The following is an 18,882-nucleotide window of genomic DNA, read 5'->3' as shown; positions in this document are numbered from 1 at the left end:
ACGAATAGAGAATCCGTACAGTTTAAGGGGGAAATAATCATGAAGGTTTTATTTGCCGCAGCTGAAGCCCATCCTTTTGTCAAAACGGGTGGTTTGGCCGATGTCATTGGAGCACTACCTAAAGCGCTGAAGGCTGCCGGGGTAGATGTACGAGTGATTTTGCCTAAATATCGTGGGATTCCTGACAAGTTCACCGCTCAAATGGAGCATTTAACGGAAGTGTATGTTCCAATTGGCTGGCGAAAACAATACTGTGGAATTGAACGCATTATCTATGAGGGTATCCCCGTTTATTTTATCGACAATGAATATTATTTTGGGCGTGATGGAATTTATGGTTATATGGACGATGGTGAACGGTTTGCGTTCTATAATCGTGCAGTACTGGAGTGTCTGCCGGCCATTGATTTCCAGCCTGATGTTCTGCATTGCCATGATTGGCACGCGGCCGTAATTCCAATGCTCCTACAGGGGCATTATCGTCACAATCCATTTTACAGTGAAATGCGGAGTGTATTTACAATACATAACCTGTTGTATCAGGGAGTGTTTCCTTATGAGGTACTTGGAGAGCTGTTAGGTCTGGATAGCAGTTATTTTGGTAGTGTGGAGTACTATGGTAATGTGAATTTCTTAAAAGGCGGGATTGTATTCAGTGATCGGGTCACGACCGTTAGTCCGACCTATTCAGAAGAAATTCGCACACCTTATTATGGTTACGGCTTGGATGGTTTATTGAACGCACGGTCAGATGTTTTAAGTGGGATTGTGAATGGCATTGATACTAAAAGTTATAATCCAGCGACAGATTCCAGCCTTGTCACCCGTTATCGTTCAAATTTAACCAAGAAGACGGAGAACAAAGTAGCCTTGCAGGAAGAGCTGGGATTACCAGTAGATGCTAATATCCCAATGGTAGCTATGGTCACGCGTCTTGTGGACTCCAAAGGCTTAGATCTGCTTACCCGAGTGCTGGATGAGCTGCTATATCACGATGATATTCAATTTGTGCTGCTTGGAACTGGTGATGAATCCTACGAGCGTTGGTTCAAGGAAGCAGCATGGCGTTATCCGACAAAGCTGTCTTCACAGATCCTATTTAATGATGCACTCTCACGTAAAATATATGCTGCCAGCGATATCTTCCTTATGCCGTCCAAGTTTGAGCCATGTGGCATCAGTCAGCTGCTCGCTTTGCGCTATGGTAGTATACCCGTTGTACGTGAGACAGGTGGCCTCAATGATACTGTGCACGCTTATAATGAAGAAACCGGTGAAGGCAATGGCTTTACGTTCAGCAATTATAATGCTCACGATATGATGTTTACGCTGCGCCGGGCACTTTCTTTTTACAAGCAGCCTGAACATTGGAAAAAGATCACAAAAAATGCATTCGCGGGAGATTATAGCTGGAATGTATCCGCTCAGCAGTACATGGATATCTATGATGATATAACAAGATAAAGTTTAACAAATTCTGTAATGGGTTAATAAGGGATTGCACCCGGGAGTATGGTAAATACTCTGGGAGCAGTCCTTTTTTTATGACATAAGGGGATGAACAATCGAATGATTTAGCTAGTATAGGGGATAGTAAAAATGTATAAATCTTGCTTCATCGTGAATAAAAGCGGTTTTTTAGTTGTGTATTATAGAATTACCCTCATAGAAATCCATTAAAAGGAAGTTATTGTCACAATTATGCCTTTGCATATTCATGCGTTCTGATTTATAATAAGTCAGTCATTGGGTCAACTTAGATTTTTTCATATGAATAGGGGAGATATAGAAATGAACAAATGGGGTAAACTTAGTTTAGGAATGGTATTAGCGGTAGGTCTGCTCTCAGGCTGCGGTCAAAATAAAAATGATAATGATACCGCTGCTAGTGGTAATGCAAATTCCGGTGCAGTTACTAAAAAGCTGATTATGGGAACAAGTGCAGATTTTCCTCCGTACGAATTCCATAAAGTAGTGGACGGAAAAGATACCATCGTAGGTTTCGATATCGACATCGCTAAAGAAATTGCTGCTGACATGGGCGCTGAGCTTGAAGTTAAGGATCTGCCTTTTGATTCACTGCTTAACGAATTGTCCAGTGGACGTGTAGATATGGTGATTTCCGGTCTTAGCCCGACTGAAGAACGCAAAAAAGCGGTTGAACTCTCAGATATTTATTACAAAGCAGAGCAAGCTATTGTAGTGCGCGAAGCAGATAAAGATAAATACGCTACTATGGACGCGGTGAAGGGCACCAAAATTGGTGTACAGACAGGCTCTATTCAAGAAGAAATCGCCAAAGAGATTGAAGGCGCAAAGATCACTTCTCTTGGTAAAATCTCCGAGATCGTTCTGCAATTGCAATCTAACCGTATCGATACAGCAATTATTGAAGGACCTGTAGCCAAATCTTTTGTTAAGAATTTAGCGGGTCTTGTAATTACCGATGCTAAGCCTGAAGTAGAAGATGATGGATACGCAATTGGTATTAAAAAAGGCAATACAGAGCTTCTAGATAAAGTAAATGCAACACTTAAACGTCTAGAATCAGAAGGTAAGATTGATGAATATGTAGCGGCAGCCAGTGAGCTTGCTGAAAGCACGAAGTAAGGAATGGAGATTGTTTTAGGTCTGCTGAAGTAAATTGTATGTGTATTACAGAAAATAGCGGAACTTTGCTATTTTCTATTTTTTTGGAGATAGGGGGATAAGATATTGGATATTACTTTATTTAGAATGGCTTATGATTATCGTGATCTTTTCTTGACTGGATTACAATATACCTTGCTTCTTGCTGTTCTTGGTGTCTTTTTTGGCTTCATTCTTGGGATTATCGTCTCTCTACTACGGATGTCAAAATGGAGAGTGTTACGTTTCTTAGCCACTGCTTGGGTTGAATTTTTGCGGGGCACTCCAATGCTTGTGCAACTGTTTCTCATCCATTACGGGCTGGCGACGTTTGGGATTGAGTTTACTCCGATTCAGTCCGGGGCGATTACACTCTCCATTAACAGTTCTGCTTATCTGGCAGAAATATTTCGCGCCGGGATTCAGGGTGTCGATCGTGGACAAACGGAGGCCGCACGTTCACTTGGAATGAAACAAGGGATGACAATGCGTCATATTGTACTTCCTCAGGCACTTAAAAGTGTACTTCCGGCAATCGGTAATGAATTCATTACCATTATCAAGGAATCATCAATTATTTCATTTATCGGAGTAACGGATTTGATGTTTCAAGCTCGTACGGTTACAACGATTTCGTATGATGGTATGACACCACTCGTGATTGCTGCCTTTATGTATTTTGTTCTAACATTTACGCTTTCCAAGATCCTAGGTAGACTCGAAAGGAGGCTGAATACCGATGATCGCCGTTAAGAACCTGCAGAAGCATTATGGAAAGCTGGAGATTCTCAAGGGAATCGATTTGGAGATTAAAAAGGGTGAGGTTGTCGTTGTAATCGGGCCCAGTGGTTCGGGAAAAAGTACCTTTCTGCGTTGCTTGAATCTATTGGAGCAGCCTACAGGTGGAGAGATCACTTTTGAAGGGGAATCGATCACCTCAAAGAAGCATGATATCAATGCAACGCGTGAGAAGATGGGGATGGTTTTTCAACAGTTCAACCTTTTTCCGCACAAAACCGTTCTGCAAAACATTACACTCGCACCGATTAAAGTAAGAAAACAGCAACAGGCTGTGGCCGATAAATTCGCAATGGAGCTCCTCAAGACTGTAGGGCTTGAAGATAAAAAGGATGTTTATCCAGCTCAATTGTCCGGTGGACAGAAGCAGCGGATTGCGATTGCTCGTGCATTAGCCATGCAGCCGCATGTGATGCTTTTTGATGAGCCTACCTCAGCGCTTGATCCGGAAATGGTAGGAGAGGTACTTGAGGTTATGAAAAAGCTTGCCGAAGACGGAATGACAATGGTTATTGTTACACATGAGATGGGCTTTGCCCGTGAAGTGGGTGACCGCATTCTGTTTATGGATGGCGGGGTAATCGTTGAACAGGGTACTCCTGAACAAGTATTTGGTAATCCTACACATGCTCGGACTAAGGATTTTTTAAGTAAAGTATTATAAAGAATTCGTCAAAACGGCCCTGGACAAGTATCCGGTGGCCGTTTTGTTATAGGGTCCTGAGGGTAATGTGGGGATATATCGCTGGGACTGAGTTCATTTATTTATGTAAACCATGTATAATAGATGGTCAGTCAATCAACAGGAAAAGGAGTACATACATAATGAGAGATGATCTACGCCGGATAGGCATTATTGATATTGGTTCGAACTCCATTCGTCTTGTGATTTATGATACAACGCGCGAAGGAGGCTATAAGATCATCAAGGAGTGTAAGTACTCCGCTCGCCTTAGTGAGAAGATTACGAAGGAGAATAGACTGGAACAAAAGGACATGGAAACGATTGTTCCGGTCTTGCGGCAGTTTAAGGAAATCTGCAATGCTTTTGCAGTGGAAACCATTCGGGCGGGTGCAACGGCAGCTATTCGTAATGCAGCTAACTCAAGCGAAATAATAAGCTTTTTGTCACAATCCTCTTCCATTCCGATTGAGGTGATCAGTGGCCACCAGGAGGCATATTATGGCTTCTTGGGTGTTATTAATGCCTTTAATGTAGAGGATGGTTATGTCATTGATATTGGTGGCGGGAGTACTGAAATCACTCTTTTTTGTCAGCGGCGTTATCAACATAGCATTTCTTTCCCGTTCGGGGCAGTAAATACCAATCTAATGTTTGGTCAAGGTGGGAATTGGAGCGATGAGCAGATTCACAAGCTGCAGACCTTTGTTCTGGGCAGGCTGGTTGAGCATGATTGGCTAAATGCCAAAGCTGGTCTTCCTTTATTCGGTTTAGGAGGGACGGTTCGTTCTTTGGGGAAGCTGGATCAGAAGACACGAGCATACTCATTGCCTAACTCCCACGGTTATACGATGACCAGTGAGACAATCGAGCACTTTATGAACACCCTACCTTCAATGCCTTACGAAAAACGTAAGGATTTAGATGGATTATCTAAGAGTCGGGCGGATATCATTGTATCCGGGTTGATTATTTTCCATACGGTGTATCAGTATATTGGGGCGAGTGAGGCGATAATCAGCGGGGAGGGACTCAGAGAAGGTTTGCTGCATGATCTGTTGGAGCCGGAGCAGCCAGTGCGTGATAGTGCTTTAGAATATAGCTTAAACACGATTATTCGCTTTGATATTCATACCTCTAAACGGTATTTAGATCATATCAACAAGCTAGCGCTCAGCCTGTTTGACGCATTTAAAGATGAATCGAATAGAGCAGAGCACGAGATGTTAATCTATGTGTCCATCATGCTGCATCGTACGGGAACGAATATTAACTATTACCAATCCAAACGACATACTTTGTATTGGTTGATGAATTCACCGATTCGTGGACTTACCCACCGTCAGCTTATTCTTTGCGCTATGATTGCCTCATACAGCACAAAAAGCCGGAAGCAGAAATTGTCCCAACAACATAAGGACATTTTGCTGCCATCCGACGAAGAGTGGATTCATAAGCTCGGATCGCTTGTCCAGCTTAGCATTGCGCTGGACAGCACGGAGATTGGAATTGTAAGCGGCCTGAAGGCCAATCTGCACGGCAATACGCTTCATCTGGACTTAGAGGGCGCATCGTCACTGCTAATTGGCCTAGAGGACATTGAGAACGCGATAAAAGCATTTAAGAATGCTTGGGCGGTGAAGGTAAAACTCGGCTTCCCTTCCAACGTGTAACATCCATTGCAGCAAACTGGCTCCGGAAAGGGGCCTTTTTGTCGTCTGGTTGTTCGTAATATCCATTAGCCTGCAAGAAGCTGGCTTTAACATTATCTTGTAGAGACAACTCTAGAATCTTGACGATCTGTTTACGGATGCCGCTGTCTCTGACAGGACACATCAGCTCAATCCGGCGGGTTAGGTTTCTAGTCATCCAGTCGGCACTGGATAAATACACCTCAGGTTTGCCGCCATTTTCGAAATAATAGATCCGGGAGTGCTCCAGAAAACGGTCTACGATACTGCGTACTGTAATGTTTTCACTTAAGCCCTCTATTCCCGGACGTAGGCAGCAAACCCCTCGCACGATTAAGTCAATGGAGACACCGGCTTGGGCTGCGCCATATAAATCGTCGATCACTTGCTGATTAGAGAGTGAGTTCATCTTGGCGATTATGCGTGCGGGTCTGCCTGCCCGCGCATGTTCAGCTTCACGCATCATTAGCTTTTGCAGGGATAAGCTCATATTCGTTGGCGCTACAATGAAGGAATGCCAGTCAAAATTAGCCGAATATCCAGTCATTTGATTAAACAGCTCGGAAGCATCCAGTCCGATATCGCTTTGGGCGGTGAATAGACTGAGATCCGTGTAAGCCTTGGCTGTACTGTCATTATAGTTTCCTGTGCCTACATGCACGTAACGACGCAGTTCAGGGCCTTCCTGGCGGACAATCAAGGTCACTTTGGCATGCGTTTTGAGTCCGATCAGACCATAAACGACATGACAGCCTGATTTTTCAAGCTGGCGTGCCCAAGCGATGTTCCGTTCCTCATCAAATCGGGCTTTTAACTCTACAACCACTGTAACTTGCTTGCCAGACTCCGCAGCATTGGCTAGTGCAGTGATAAGTGGAGAATTTCCGCTGACGCGGTATAAGGTCATTTTAATAGCCATCACTTGCTCATCTTCTGAAGCTTGAATGATAAAGTCTGTCATCGCATCAAAAGACTCGTAAGGGTGGTAGACTAATACATCCCGTTCACGCAGCACCTCGAAGAAATCCTCGTTTTCTTGAAATTCAGCAGGGTAGACCGGCTCAATAGGTGGATAGTTCAAGTAACTAAAACCTTTTAAGCTTCCGGCAAAATTACGAAGAAAGCCCAGATCGAGCGGACCTTCTATTTCAAATACGAAGTCCTCCAGCTCAAATTCAGCTTGTAGCTGCTCAAGAGCATAGGGATGGATACCTTTTTGTACCTCCAGACGAGCAGGCACCCCGCGACGACGCTTGCGCAGCTCTTTTTCGATCTCTTCCAGCAGATCCTCGGCACCTTCCTCATCGATAGTAAGATCTGAGTTACGAGTCAAACGAAACTCACTAACCGCAACAGGTTCGTAACCGCTGAATAAGGTTTGAATGTGATGGCGGATCACATCTTCAATAAATACAAATTGTCTTTTCTTACTATTAGAGCGGTGTGGAAGAGGGATACATCTTGGCAGATTCGAAGGAATTTGCAGGATAGCAAAATAAGGCTCCTCTTCAAGGCCATTCTTACGAGTAAGAACAACAGCTAGGTAGATAAACTGGCTGTGCACGAGTGGAAACGGCCGGCTCTGATCAACAGCCATTGGCGTAAGTACAGGATAGATGATATCCCGGTAATACTGTTCTATGGACTGCTCTTGGGCATGGGTAAGATCCTTATAATCCACAAATACGATGCCTTCTTTATGCAAACTCCGCGAAATATCACGGAATGTCCGGTATTGATCGGCAATGATTTTGGTTACGCGTTTGATGAGGCGTTTATACAGCCCGGAAGGGGTGTAGCCTGTGAAATCTTTTTTAGTATAACCCGCCCGGATCTGATCTTGAATTCCCGCTACGCGAACGCTTATGAATTCATCCAGATTGCTCGAGACGATTGCCAGAAATCTGGCACGTTCCATTAAAGGGTTATCAGGGTCCTGCGCCTCCTTGAGTACACGGCGGTTAAATTCGATCCAGCTCAAATCCCTATTGAGGTAAGCAGTGGCTGGACTGCTTTGGTTGTTTTTAATCTCTTCTGTATTCATGGGACCTCCAAATATGCTTCGATGTCTGTATCTCAAATCTATTTATCATATTCTATCATTTTACTATTGGATGAGGCACGAAATGTTAAATCTATGTAAAATCTCAAAGAATATTATTTAATTATCTTATATAATAGGATAAGATTGTCGCTAATTAGTTAACATAATAAAAATTATGTTAACTTCTTAATGAATCAAAGACAATAATTAAACATGTTATTTCAGAATGGTAACAATTACATACGCATAGGTTACAAAATTGTGATATATTAAGTCCTGTCAGTTTTACAAAAGACAACAATACATCAGGACATCACACAAGATGTACATAAGTACAGGAAATGTACACGAGCGTATACGGAAGTCATACCGCTTACGCCCATCTAAAGAGGAGGCATTTATGAAGAACAAGTTCAGAACCATTAAAACCCTTGCTGCAGTTATGGGAATTAGTGCATTGCTGCACACCGCTCCTGCTTTTGCAGACAGCGTTCATATTGCAAAGGAAGGCAATACTTTCTATACTCTTTCTCAACAATATAATGTCGGTGTTAATGATCTAATGAAAGCTAATCCAAACGTTGCAGCTCTTAATATTTACGATGGACTTAAAATAACGATCCCTAGTAAAATGCAAGCAGAAGCTGTAGCTACGACAGAAACTCCAGTGCTTACCCCAAGCCTGAATGTTACTCCAGAATCAAAAACAGTTGAAGCATGGGGCAAGTCATTTAACTATGAGAAAACGATACAAGTTAAGGCTTCTGCTTATTCCTCAGCGGCTAGTGAGAATGGAGGCTGGGGTGCGGTTGATTATTTTGGAAACCCACTGAAGCTAGGAACCATTGCGGTTGATCCAAGTGTAATTCCTCTTGGAACAAAAGTGTTGGTTACCGGCCATTCACACTCAGGATTGCCTAAAGAAGCTTTTCTGGCTACTGCAACCGATATGGGAAGTGCCATTAAAGGTAACCGCATCGATATCTTTATTCCAGGCAGCCAAAGCTTTGTAGCGGATTTTGGTTATCAATATGTACAATTATACATTGTTAAATAGCTAGCTAAAAATATAGAGATTTATACAGAGATATGGAATGGTTTTAAATAGGTTAAATAAGAAACGGAGGGAGTCCTTAGCGGCTGCCTCCGTTTCTTATTTATTTATTTATTTTTAGAGACCTGCAGCAATTGAGGCACGGTAACGAAAGAATAGCCGCGTTTACGCATAATCGTGATTACCTCAGGTAAAGCCTGAATCGTTCCACTAAGATCACTACCCGGCCCACCTCCACCATGCTGAAGGATAATTGCTCCTTTTCCTGCATTAGCTAAGATGTTATTTCTAACTTGAGTTTTGGAAAGTCCCTTCCAGTCCAACGAATCCACATTCCAATTTACGAGCTTATAACCATGATTTTTTGCCCATCTCAATTGTTGCTCAGAGATATCTCCATAGGGTGGACGAATCAGGCGTGGTTTATATCCGGCCAAGGTTTGAATAATGTTCTCGGTCTCAATGATCTGTGATCTGAAATCATGCATCTTCAGCTTCACAAACTGAGGATGGTCATAAGAGTGATTTCCAATAGCATGTCCTTCTCTAATCATCCGCTTCACTAGAGCAGGATGTTTCTCAGCTCGGCTTCCTACCACGAAGAAGGTTGCTTTGACATGATATTTTTTAAGAACATCTAGCAATTGGGGTGTAAACCTTGGGTCAGGCACATCGTCAAAAGTTAAGGCGATGACTTTATTCCGAGGACCGCTGGTCTTAAAGGTCTCGGGATATTTGTGTAATAGCTGACTCAGAGACAAGCCCTTAGTGTTCTTATTGTTGCTGCTCGTTGAATTATTTGTAGTAGAAGTTCCCGCAGATATCGCCTTGTCTTCGTCAGTGGTCTGCGTACTTTTAATTTGATCCTGTGAGGACTTCTGATTCTGAGCTGGAGCTGAAGCAACCTCTGCTGAAGAGGTTGGAAATAGCAGGACAATGATTGATCCTAATACTACCAGCAGTTTCTGGACTCTCCGTTGATCATACATCCCCAAATGCCTCCTTTACTACCTGATCATCACCATATTCTTCATTGTTATCTCCATTGAAGGATGAATTTATGCCGTTTCTTCAAGGTCTCTGGTAAAGATTTCTTGCACACACTAATGCGTGTATACTAAATAGAACGGGATATTCCCGGGCCAATTATAGACAGGTGGAAGGATGGGGACAAGGATGTCAGAATTGTTTGCACCTTATGAATTGAAGGGTTTAACGCTGAAAAATCGTATTGTTATGCCACCTATGTGCCAGTATTCGGTGGATAAAGAGGATGGCATCCCCAATGATTGGCATTTTGTTCATTATGTAAGCCGTGCTATTGGAGGTACTGGTCTAATCATTGTCGAGATGACTGGAGTACATCCGGACGGTAGAATAACGAACCGGGATACAGGGATTTGGAGTGATACGCATATAGAGGCGTATCGTAAGCTCACAGATAGTGTACATGCCTATGGAGCAAAAATAGCCATTCAACTAGGGCATGCCGGACGTAAAGCGGTCGATGCTGAGCCGCCGGTTGCACCTTCTGCAATTCCTTTTGATGCTCGTTCTAAGCAGCCACAGGTGCTTTCTAAGGAAGGCATCCTTGAGATGATAGAAGCCTTTCGTGATGCCGCTCGTAGAGCTGTGGAGGCAGGATTTGATACTGTGGAGATTCATGGTGCGCATGGTTACTTAATTCACCAGTTTCATTCACCTCTGTCCAACCTCAGAGAGGATGAATATGGACAAGATCCTGCACTTTTTGGAGAACAAGTAGTTGCAGCAATCCGAGAAGTAGTGCCAGTAGATATGCCCTTGATCATGAGGGTATCCGCGAAAGAATATGTTGATGGTGGATATGATGCTGCCTATGCCCTGGAGTTTTGCCGCCGATATAAGGATGCTGGAGTGGATATGTTCCATGTGTCTTCAGGTGGTGAAGGGCCCATTGGCTCTAATGGTGGACCTAATGCGGGCCCAGCCTACCAAGCAGATCTGGCAGAATATATTCGCAGTGGATTACAAGTGCCAGTAATTGCGGTAGGACGGCTTGAAGCCTATTCTGAGGCACAGTCCATCATTGCAGAAAAAAGGGCGGAGCTTGTAGCTATTGGCCGTGGGATGTTAAGTGATCCTTATTGGGCTTTACATGCTGAAGAAGCGCTTGGTGGCGTACATGATGTACCTACACCTTATGAACGTGGGATTTGGAAAAGAGGCTAGACCGTTTTCGATGTGAAGTTTGTCACAGATTTTATGCTCCTTCTAAGGCAATCTTAATAAAGATAAAATTTGAAGGAGCTTGATAACGTGGGGACGGTTCTAAGTAACGAACGGCTGACAGATGGTGTGTATCACCTTAAGGTAGAGACGAATAGTGGCGGAGCAATGGGTCAATTCTACATGTTACGGGCATGGGGAGCTTACCCCATCCTATCCAGACCCTTAAGTATACATGAAGTACACGAGGATAGTGTTGAATTTCTGTATCACGTAGTTGGGGAAGGTACGGAGATATTCTCACGACTGGGTTCAGGTGATTCGGTAGAGCTTGAGGGCCCTTTTGGAAATGGATTTCCACAGGTCGAAGGGAAGGTTGCGCTCATCGGCGGTGGGATCGGAATTGCACCGCTTTATTATTGTGCGAAGCAGCTTCCGGGGAGTGATATCTTTTTGGGCTTTAGCCGTGAAGCTTACCGGACAGAAGCGTTTCGCCCACTTGCAAGTGAGCTTGTAGTCGATGTTGGCGGTTTAATTTTGGATAGTGTGGATTTCAGCCAATATGATCATGTCTTTGTCTGCGGCCCACACCCTATGCTTAAAGCTGCTCAACGTAAAGGCATTGCTGCTGAAGAAGCAGGCATTAGAACGAAAGTATACCTTTCTCTAGAGAACCGAATGGCTTGTGGGATTGGAGCCTGTCTGGTCTGCAGTGTATCCTGCCGTGATGGTCAAAAGAAGGCCTGTGCAGACGGACCTGTGTTTCTTTCTGAGGAGGTGATTTTCCATGACTAAGTTGAACACAACAATTGCTGGCGTTCATTTTAAAAATCCAATTATAATGGCCTCTGGAACGTTTGGTTTTGGCCGTGAATATGGCAAGCTGTATGATGTGTCTCTGCTGGGTGGAATCTCTGGCAAGGGGTTAACCCTCAATCCGAAAGCGGGGAATCCCGGCACTCGTGTATATGAGACAGCTTCTGGTATGCTGAATAGTGTGGGACTCGAGAATCCGGGTGTAGCTGCATTTATAGATAAAGAATGCCCTTATTGGGAAGCACTCGATACTGCTCGTTTGGTCAACCTGGGTGGAGGCACACTTGAAGATTATGTTCTTGGTGCTGAGATGATTCAGCGGGATGCAGATGCTCGTGCGAGTGCAGGTAAGACAGCAGTGGACATGATTGAATTGAATATTTCTTGTCCAAATGTTAAAGAGGGCGGCATTGTGTTTGGGATCCAAACTTCAGAAGCTCAAAAAGTAGTACAGGCTGTTAGACGCGCAACTAAACTGCCTCTCGCTGTAAAGCTGTCGCCGGGAGCCGAAAATATCGTTGAAATGGCACAAATGTGTCAGGAAGAGGGGGCAGACGCTGTCTCGCTCATCAACACGATCTCAGGAATGAAGATTGATGTCCGCCGCAGAAGCAGTGTATTCAATAACTTATATGCTGGATTGTCTGGACCTGCGATTAAGCCTGTCGCTCTGCGTATGGTGCATCAAGTTGCACAAAACGTAACGATTCCCGTGATCGGAATGGGTGGCATCACTTCAGCGACGGATATCATCGAGTTTATTATGGCAGGTGCTGCAGTTATCCAAGTGGGAACTTATAATTTCATGAATTTGCGTGCAGGTAGTCAGCTAGTTGCAGAGCTTGAGCAATTTATGGTTGAAGAAAATATTCAATCACTAGAGGAAATACGGGGCATTATATAAAGTGAAGCAGTGAGGGGAATACTATTGACTACTAACCAGATTGATCCTGAGGATATTGAGCTGAAGGCGACGGCTGTCGGACGTGATCTCTTGCTCTTAATTAGTGGAGGTGTTCGGCATATTGGTGCCACGAGTACTGCTTATCTGGAGGGGGAGCAGGTTAAAGTACTGACTTCAGCGGTTCCTCATCATAAAGAGCACACGATAAGCGAGCCCATTGCGATCAAAGTAGCTGAAGCGCTGAACAAGACGGTCACAGTAGTGATGGGGATTCATTACGACAATCTCACGAAAGAAGGTATTATGGAAGTCGTGGAAATTGTGAATTTAAAAGTAAATCAATATTTAGCGCAACAAATATGAAACGGTAGTGGCAATTCTACGTAAAAGATAGCATGTGAGGAATTAAATTATCTTTTGGAGGAATGAAACCATGTCTATATTTAAAAGATTGCGCGATTTAACCATGTCTAATGTGAATGCGATTATTGACAAAGCAGAAGACCCGATTAAAATGACAGATCAATACATTCGTGATATGACCGAAGATTTAGAAGATGCAGAAAAAGCTGTAGCGGCGCAAATCGCCATTGAGAAGAAATTCAAACAGCTGTATGAAGAACAAGAAGCGCTTGTTAACAAACGTACCCAACAGGCTCATGCAGCAGCTCAAGCGGGTAATGTTGACCTTGCTCGCCGCGCTCTGGAAGAGAAAAATGCTGCTGAAGCTAAACTGGTAGAATACAAAGCCAGCTTTGATCAGAACAAAGCCTCTGCGGATAACCTTCGTGGCAAGCTTGAAGAGATGCGCAAACAGCTTACCCAAATGAAGAACAAACGTGAGACATTGGTTGCACGTTATAACGCTGCCAAAGCTCAAACCGAGATCAACAAAGCAATGAGCGGATTTAGCTCCGATTCAGCGTCTGCAGGTCTCAAACGTATGGAAGATAAAATGCTGCAAGCAGAAGCTCAGGCTGAAGCCAGCAATGAGATGAGTTCAGGCAATAAATCTCTGGATGATGAATTCGAGAAGCTGAACAAAGATCAAGCGGTTGAAGATGAACTGGCGGCTCTGATGAAACAATACGAGAAGCAATAACATTTGATCTTTAGTCGGTTCACGGCTGGTGTTCACAGGCGAAGGAGAGACAGAAATTCGTTTCTTCTTCGCTTTATCTATGCTTATGAAAGGCATGCAAAATGATTAAGCGGGGGCTATAGAATGGATCTCCATATTCTGGTGTCCATGGTCGTGTGGACGGTGAGCGGCGCTGTGTTGCTGTTTGTACTGATGTATATAGATTCACTTTTTACTCGTTATAACGATATAGAAGAGTTAAAGGCTGGAAATATGGCGGTGACTACACGGTTTGTAATGAAGCTTCTAGCTCAGGCCTTCATTTTATCTTCATCGATAGCGGCTTCCAATAGTTTGCTAGATGCGTTGCTGATTTCGTTAGTATCATTTTTACTTTTGTTAATTTTAGAAAGAACGGTTCGGCTTCTACTAGCAAATTGGGGGAAGCTGGATCTGGATCATGGTACACAGCTTGGTAAAATCGGATATGGCCTGCTATCAGGTTCACTGCAAATTACGGGTGCTTTAATTATTACTGCCTTTATGTAGGAGGAACGATCAAGTTGAGTATGTGGAAACGTATAGGTAACCTTTTCTCTAAGCCAGCGCCTCAGGAAGTTCAAAAAAGTATGCTTAATTTGTCTCCCGGAGACATTTGTGAAGTATCGCTTGTCACCTATGAAGTCACTGGCCGGACACATAATCGGGGCCGTAATGCTGTAGTTCTGACCCTTAGAGATGGAAGCCAGATATCTTATCTTCATATAGAAGAGCGGGAACAGCTGCAATATGGATTGTACAGACCTATCGATGGGCGGTTAGATAATCCTGCTGAGGTTCCAGCAACTCTTGAGCTCGATGGCTATACATTTTTCCTGGAGGAAGAATATGAAGGTTTTGTCGCTGTTGCAGGTCAGACGCCATTTATGAATGGTGGAGAGCAGCATGTGTGGCAATATCAATCAGATGATTCACGTCTACTGCGCGTAGAGTGGCAACATGGACGGTTTATGCTTTATGAAGGGGAGAAAATAATCCCTGGGGATGTAAAGGTAATTAGAGCATCCTAGCCTAGTAGAGAAGTAATGGATCACTATACCGGGAAAACATTTTTGTAGAAAAGGCTGCTGCCCATAAACATGGATGGTGGCCTTTTGTGTTTATAATTTTACTTCAAGAGGTCTCATGTTAAAATAATACCTATTACTGCAAACATCGACGTTTCAGAGCGGAGGTCTTTATGAAGGATAATAAATTTCAGCGTGAAGCACTGAAAGTAAAAGAAGCTCAGGCCAAAATAATCAAATATGCCAATCTGCTAGAATCAGAAGACGTACCACTGGATGAGTGTTGTGGACGTTATTTGGCTGAAAAAGTGATTGCTCCACACCCATTTCCTGCGTTTAATCGATCTAGTATGGATGGATATGCGATTATCGCGGGGGATACCCGTAACTGTGTTAATGGACAAGTTGTATGGTTAGAAATTGTGGATAATATTCCGTGTGGCGCAGTGCCTGCGGTAGATATAACTCCGGGAACAGCCGCAAGAATTATGACTGGTGCACAAGTACCGGTTGGGGCTGATGCTGTGGTGATGCTGGAGGTCACGGAGAGACGTGAAGAGGAAGGAAAGACTTACGTTGGTATTCGAAAAAAACTAGAAGCAAACAGCAATATCACACCTCAAGGTTTCGAATTAAGCCAAGGTGATCTTGTATTGCCAACAGGAAGGTTAATCTCTGCGGGGGATATAGCTGTTCTTGCAGCGTTTGGATTACATACCGTGAAAGTCTATCGTCGTCCCAAGGTAGCCATCTTTGCCACAGGAACAGAGCTGCTGGAAGTGCATGAGCCGCTGGAGCCTGGCAAAATCCGCAATAGTAACTCCCCTATGCTCGAAGCTCTAGTCAAAGAGACAGGGGGTGTTCCAGTAATGTTAGGCGCTATTGTGGATGATCTGGAGCTGGCTAGAAGTAAAGTACAGATGGCGCTGGAAACTTATGATTTTGTGATCACAACGGGTGGCGTTTCTGTGGGGGATTATGATATCATGGGCGACTTGGTTCGTGAACAAAGTGGTAATATGTTGTTCAACAAAGTGACGATGCGTCCAGGAAGCGTAACTACTGCTGCGGTTAGAGGGGGTAAGCTGCTGTTAGCTTTATCCGGGAATCCGGGGGCTTGTTTCGTTGGGTTTCAACTGTTTGCACGGCCTGTGATTTCACTGATGCAAAGTGCTTCTCAGCCTTTTTTACCGGAATGGAACGTTACACTCGGTACAGATTATAAAAGAGTGAATAATTTTACTAGATTTGTGCGAGCTCGCTTAGAAATAAAAGACGGCAGCTTGTTTGCTTATCCGGCACTCATTGATGAATCTTCCGTAACGGTCACGATCAAGGATAGCGACTGTTTGATAGTTGTACCCCCAGAAGAAAAGGGGCTATCTGCCGGAGATAAGGTAACGGTGATCAAGCTGCCAGGAGAGATTCGGGGCTAGATGTGGATGGTACTCTGCCCATCGATGATGAACAAAATTTCACCGCAGATATTGGAGTAATTAAAGGTATTTGATATCCACGCACGCACAGAAATCGTCATAGAATTGCTAGGTCAACGGTATTATTTCCAACATTTCAACATATGAAAAATTCACAATAGATAAGCAAAAAAACAGCGTTCCTGCTAACCCAATAGTCGCTAACAACCGGTTTTAAAGGGAGGGTTACCCCAGAAATTAGAATAAGAAAACCCACTTGCGTACCGTAAGTGGGTTTTTAGTGCAACAATAATCGGGTTAGGGGTGCCCGCCGAATGTAATTCAAATTTGAAGAAAAGCGAGAATGAAATGTCCGGGTAGACGACACAATCATAGCAATTCTCCTTTCGGAAGAGTCGCTGCTCTGCTGGTTGGAGTTATTAGCCTGCGCCAGTGCCGAGATTAATCACCCACAGATGCTTAAGGACTCAGATGATCTTATTTGCATATTTATCACCTTTTAAGCGGGGTTTCGGACCTCAGCGTCGCTATTTCATAGCATGGAGCTCATATTTGCGTATTTCAGGCCAATAGCGACCTTGAGGTCCGTTAGCCACCCAAATATGAGATAATCTTGCGTTTAAGGTCAGCTAAGTCCGATAACAACTCTGCAATAGCGAAGAGCGGCTACTCATCCGAAGTATGAGCTCCCTTTGTGATGATTAATTATCGACACGCCGCTCGATCGCCTCAGACATCGTTTTATCCGTTAGATGAGCGTAGATCTCAGTTGTCTCGGTGGATGCGTGCCCGAGCTGTTCCTTCGTTTTATAAATATCATTTTGCAGATAATAATCTGTTGCAAAAGAATGACGCAGCTTATGAACCGTAAGATACGGTTTACCAAAGCGTTTAGCGTACTTAATAATCATTTCTTGAATCGCACGTTTGGTCATACGTTTGCCTTCTTGACGCCCGTTAGGGAGAGAGATAAATAAGGCCTTTTCTCTCTTGGGTGTTTTGTAGCGAGATTGGCGCAGACTAAGATAAAGAGCTAGATCATCTTTAGCTTGCTCTCTAAAATAGACGGGTGTCTTAAACGTTTCGTCATTATTCCCTTTGCGGGTGACATAGAGCAGCTTGTTGTTAATATCCAAATCGTCTACGTTTAGATTGACTACCTCAGATACACGCAGGCCAGAGTTCAGAATCAAGCTGGCAATACAGGCATCACGCTCGTGATTCAATTGAAACGAATAATAAGCCTGTTTGTTGCCTTCCACATCCCGTCCATACCCTTCATAAATGTACCCCACAAACTCCAGTAATTCCTCATCTTCCAAAATCTTACCCTTTAATTTAGCGGCAGTATCCTTTGGCTTATGTGTTCGTTTGACCTCAACCTTAGCCATAATGTTTCGCTTAAGCAATGGATAAAAGTTCTCGTCCTCAGCGATTTGACTTAAATAATGAAATAAGGAGCGTAATGCAGATAGTTTACGGGATACAGTAACACGAGTGTTCGTACCTTCGGCTCGGGTAGTTAGATGCAACCGATATCCGACAATACTGTCCATATGTAGGGTTTCCAATTCTAGAAGCGTGATCTCGGTATTTGAGCCGGCTTGGGATAAGCCCTCTGCCCGCAACCAGCCGAAAAAAGATTCATAATCCCGGATATACTCCAGCAGTGTGGAGGGGGAGAGATCAGGCCGTTTATAGTCAATAAACTGCTGAACGAACCAGGGCATGAGGGGTAGCTTTTGATCAAGTTTTTTACGGTCATCGTTCTTTTGAACGCTCATGTGATTCACCTTTTTCCATAGATTGCATAAAATCTCTTCCTTCTATCTTAACATGTTTTGTCCCAGATTGGACTTCGAATGAAGGGAAAACTAGGGCCGAGCCTTGCTCCTGATGCCGGTAAGCTTTATGATGTGAAGTAAACATAAATGTCAGAGGTGCACATAATGAAACTTGAAATTGAGCTGGTTCCCAAAGAACGTAAGCATACTATAAGCAGATTAATGCAGTTCTACCTATATGATTTCACCCGTTATTTGGAATTTGAAGTCAATCAAGACGGGGTATTTCCGGCCTATCCGGGACTAGAAGCTTATTGGAGTAGCGGGAATAATAAATTCGCATATTTGTTTAAGGTGGACGGGCATATTGCTGGTTTTGCTTTGGTGGACAGGTTATTGCGTAATCCTGAAGGCCAGTTTTATATGACTGAGTTTTTTGTGATGCAAAAATACCGCCGAAGTGGTGTAGGTACATGGGCTGCGCATAAGCTATTTGATATGTACTCTGGTGAATGGAAGGTTTCACAAGTCCGTGCGAATACGCCCGCTCGTGATTTCTGGCATAAAGTGATCGGGGACTATACCCATGGAGAGTTTCAAGAGCGCTTTAATCCACAACAAGGCAACCCCAGCCAATACTTCAACACATTAACTATTAATCGAATTAAGAAATGAAAATCCGTGTGTTT

General features: G+C 43.7%; 16 protein-coding genes and 1 pseudogene. 14 read left to right on the top strand and 3 right to left on the bottom strand.

Going from position 1 to position 18,882, the window contains the following annotated elements; all coding sequences use genetic code 11:
• Positions 1–39: 39 nt before the first annotated feature.
• From glgA to MKX34_RS17750, 4 genes and pseudogenes are all read left to right on the top strand, one after another.
• On the top strand, positions 40–1,464 hold the full coding sequence (gene glgA / locus MKX34_RS17765) for a glycogen synthase GlgA (RefSeq protein WP_036687636.1): 1,425 nt from the start codon (positions 40–42) through the stop codon (positions 1,462–1,464).
• 453 nt (positions 1,465–1,917) lie between these two features.
• Positions 1,918–3,381 (top strand): annotated as a pseudogene (locus MKX34_RS17760) (ABC transporter permease subunit); the annotation flags it as partial.
• Complete coding sequence (locus MKX34_RS17755; RefSeq protein ID WP_036687633.1) at positions 3,368–4,090, top strand: amino acid ABC transporter ATP-binding protein; 723 nt, start codon at positions 3,368–3,370, stop codon at positions 4,088–4,090. The pseudogene MKX34_RS17760 and the gene MKX34_RS17755, both read left to right, overlap by 14 nt.
• Before the next feature lie 161 nt (positions 4,091–4,251).
• Positions 4,252–5,781 carry a Ppx/GppA phosphatase family protein gene (locus tag MKX34_RS17750; RefSeq protein ID WP_076144766.1) on the top strand — a complete coding sequence of 510 codons (1,530 nt, stop codon included), beginning with the start codon at positions 4,252–4,254 and terminating at the stop codon, positions 5,779–5,781.
• Here MKX34_RS17750 and ppk1 read toward each other — a convergent pair.
• Positions 5,729–7,843, bottom strand: a complete 2,115-nt coding sequence (gene ppk1, locus MKX34_RS17745) for a polyphosphate kinase 1 (RefSeq protein WP_036687629.1) — start codon at positions 7,841–7,843, stop codon at positions 5,729–5,731. The two genes, MKX34_RS17750 and ppk1, sit on opposite strands and share 53 nt — an antisense overlap.
• A 400-nt stretch (positions 7,844–8,243) precedes the next feature.
• Between ppk1 and MKX34_RS17740 the strand changes: the two genes are divergently transcribed.
• Entirely contained in the window at positions 8,244–8,900 is a 657-nt protein-coding gene (locus MKX34_RS17740) for a 3D domain-containing protein (protein WP_036687628.1), read from the top strand.
• Positions 8,901–9,004: 104 nt separating this feature from the next.
• On the opposite strand, the gene MKX34_RS17735 is transcribed toward MKX34_RS17740, so the two are convergent.
• A complete protein-coding gene (locus MKX34_RS17735) occupies positions 9,005–9,886 on the bottom strand; it encodes a polysaccharide deacetylase family protein (RefSeq protein ID WP_036687626.1) in 882 nt (293 codons plus the stop codon).
• A 187-nt stretch (positions 9,887–10,073) separates the two neighbouring features.
• Between MKX34_RS17735 and MKX34_RS17730 the strand changes: the two genes are divergently transcribed.
• The 8 genes from MKX34_RS17730 to glp all read left to right on the top strand — a co-directional run bounded on the left by MKX34_RS17730 (position 10,074) and on the right by glp (position 16,409).
• Positions 10,074–11,108 (top strand): NADH:flavin oxidoreductase/NADH oxidase, encoded by a 1,035-nt coding sequence (locus MKX34_RS17730; RefSeq protein WP_076296522.1) that lies wholly within the window; start codon positions 10,074–10,076, stop codon positions 11,106–11,108.
• 87 nt (positions 11,109–11,195) lie between these two features.
• A complete protein-coding gene (locus MKX34_RS17725) occupies positions 11,196–11,900 on the top strand; it encodes a dihydroorotate dehydrogenase electron transfer subunit (RefSeq protein ID WP_076144768.1) in 705 nt (234 codons plus the stop codon).
• Positions 11,893–12,825: a dihydroorotate dehydrogenase gene (locus MKX34_RS17720; RefSeq protein ID WP_076296523.1), complete on the top strand. Its 933-nt coding sequence runs from the start codon at positions 11,893–11,895 to the stop codon at positions 12,823–12,825. The genes MKX34_RS17725 and MKX34_RS17720 overlap by 8 nt, the downstream gene beginning before the upstream one ends.
• A 24-nt stretch (positions 12,826–12,849) precedes the next feature.
• Positions 12,850–13,188 carry a hypothetical protein gene (locus tag MKX34_RS17715; protein WP_256717052.1) on the top strand — a complete coding sequence of 113 codons (339 nt, stop codon included), beginning with the start codon at positions 12,850–12,852 and terminating at the stop codon, positions 13,186–13,188.
• A 70-nt stretch (positions 13,189–13,258) separates the two neighbouring features.
• Entirely contained in the window at positions 13,259–13,927 is a 669-nt protein-coding gene (locus tag MKX34_RS17710) for a PspA/IM30 family protein (RefSeq protein ID WP_036687619.1), read from the top strand.
• 123 nt (positions 13,928–14,050) lie between these two features.
• Complete coding sequence (locus MKX34_RS17705) at positions 14,051–14,455, top strand: DUF350 domain-containing protein (RefSeq protein WP_036687618.1); 405 nt, start codon at positions 14,051–14,053, stop codon at positions 14,453–14,455.
• 14 nt (positions 14,456–14,469) lie between these two features.
• Positions 14,470–14,976 carry a DUF4178 domain-containing protein gene (locus MKX34_RS17700; RefSeq protein WP_036687616.1) on the top strand — a complete coding sequence of 169 codons (507 nt, stop codon included), beginning with the start codon at positions 14,470–14,472 and terminating at the stop codon, positions 14,974–14,976.
• A 170-nt stretch (positions 14,977–15,146) separates the two neighbouring features.
• The gene (gene glp, locus MKX34_RS17695; protein WP_038571510.1) at positions 15,147–16,409 is read left to right on the top strand and encodes a gephyrin-like molybdotransferase Glp; all 1,263 of its coding nucleotides are present in this window, start codon (positions 15,147–15,149) and stop codon (positions 16,407–16,409) included.
• Between the two features lie 701 nt (positions 16,410–17,110).
• Here the strand turns inward: glp and xerS are convergent.
• Complete coding sequence (gene xerS, locus MKX34_RS17690; RefSeq protein WP_036687613.1) at positions 17,111–18,193, bottom strand: tyrosine recombinase XerS; 1,083 nt, start codon at positions 18,191–18,193, stop codon at positions 17,111–17,113.
• Positions 18,194–18,358: 165 nt separating this feature from the next.
• Here xerS and MKX34_RS17685 point away from each other — a divergent pair, with 165 nt between their 5' ends.
• The gene (locus tag MKX34_RS17685; protein ID WP_063829840.1) at positions 18,359–18,868 is read left to right on the top strand and encodes a GNAT family N-acetyltransferase; all 510 of its coding nucleotides are present in this window, start codon (positions 18,359–18,361) and stop codon (positions 18,866–18,868) included.
• Positions 18,869–18,882: the final 14 nt, after the last annotated feature.

This window comes from Paenibacillus sp. FSL R5-0636 (assembly GCF_037974255.1).
In the GTDB taxonomy this organism is placed as follows: Bacteria; Bacillota; Bacilli; order Paenibacillales; family Paenibacillaceae; genus Paenibacillus_AQ; species Paenibacillus_AQ odorifer.
This window is presented reverse-complemented; position numbering and strand designations above follow the sequence as displayed.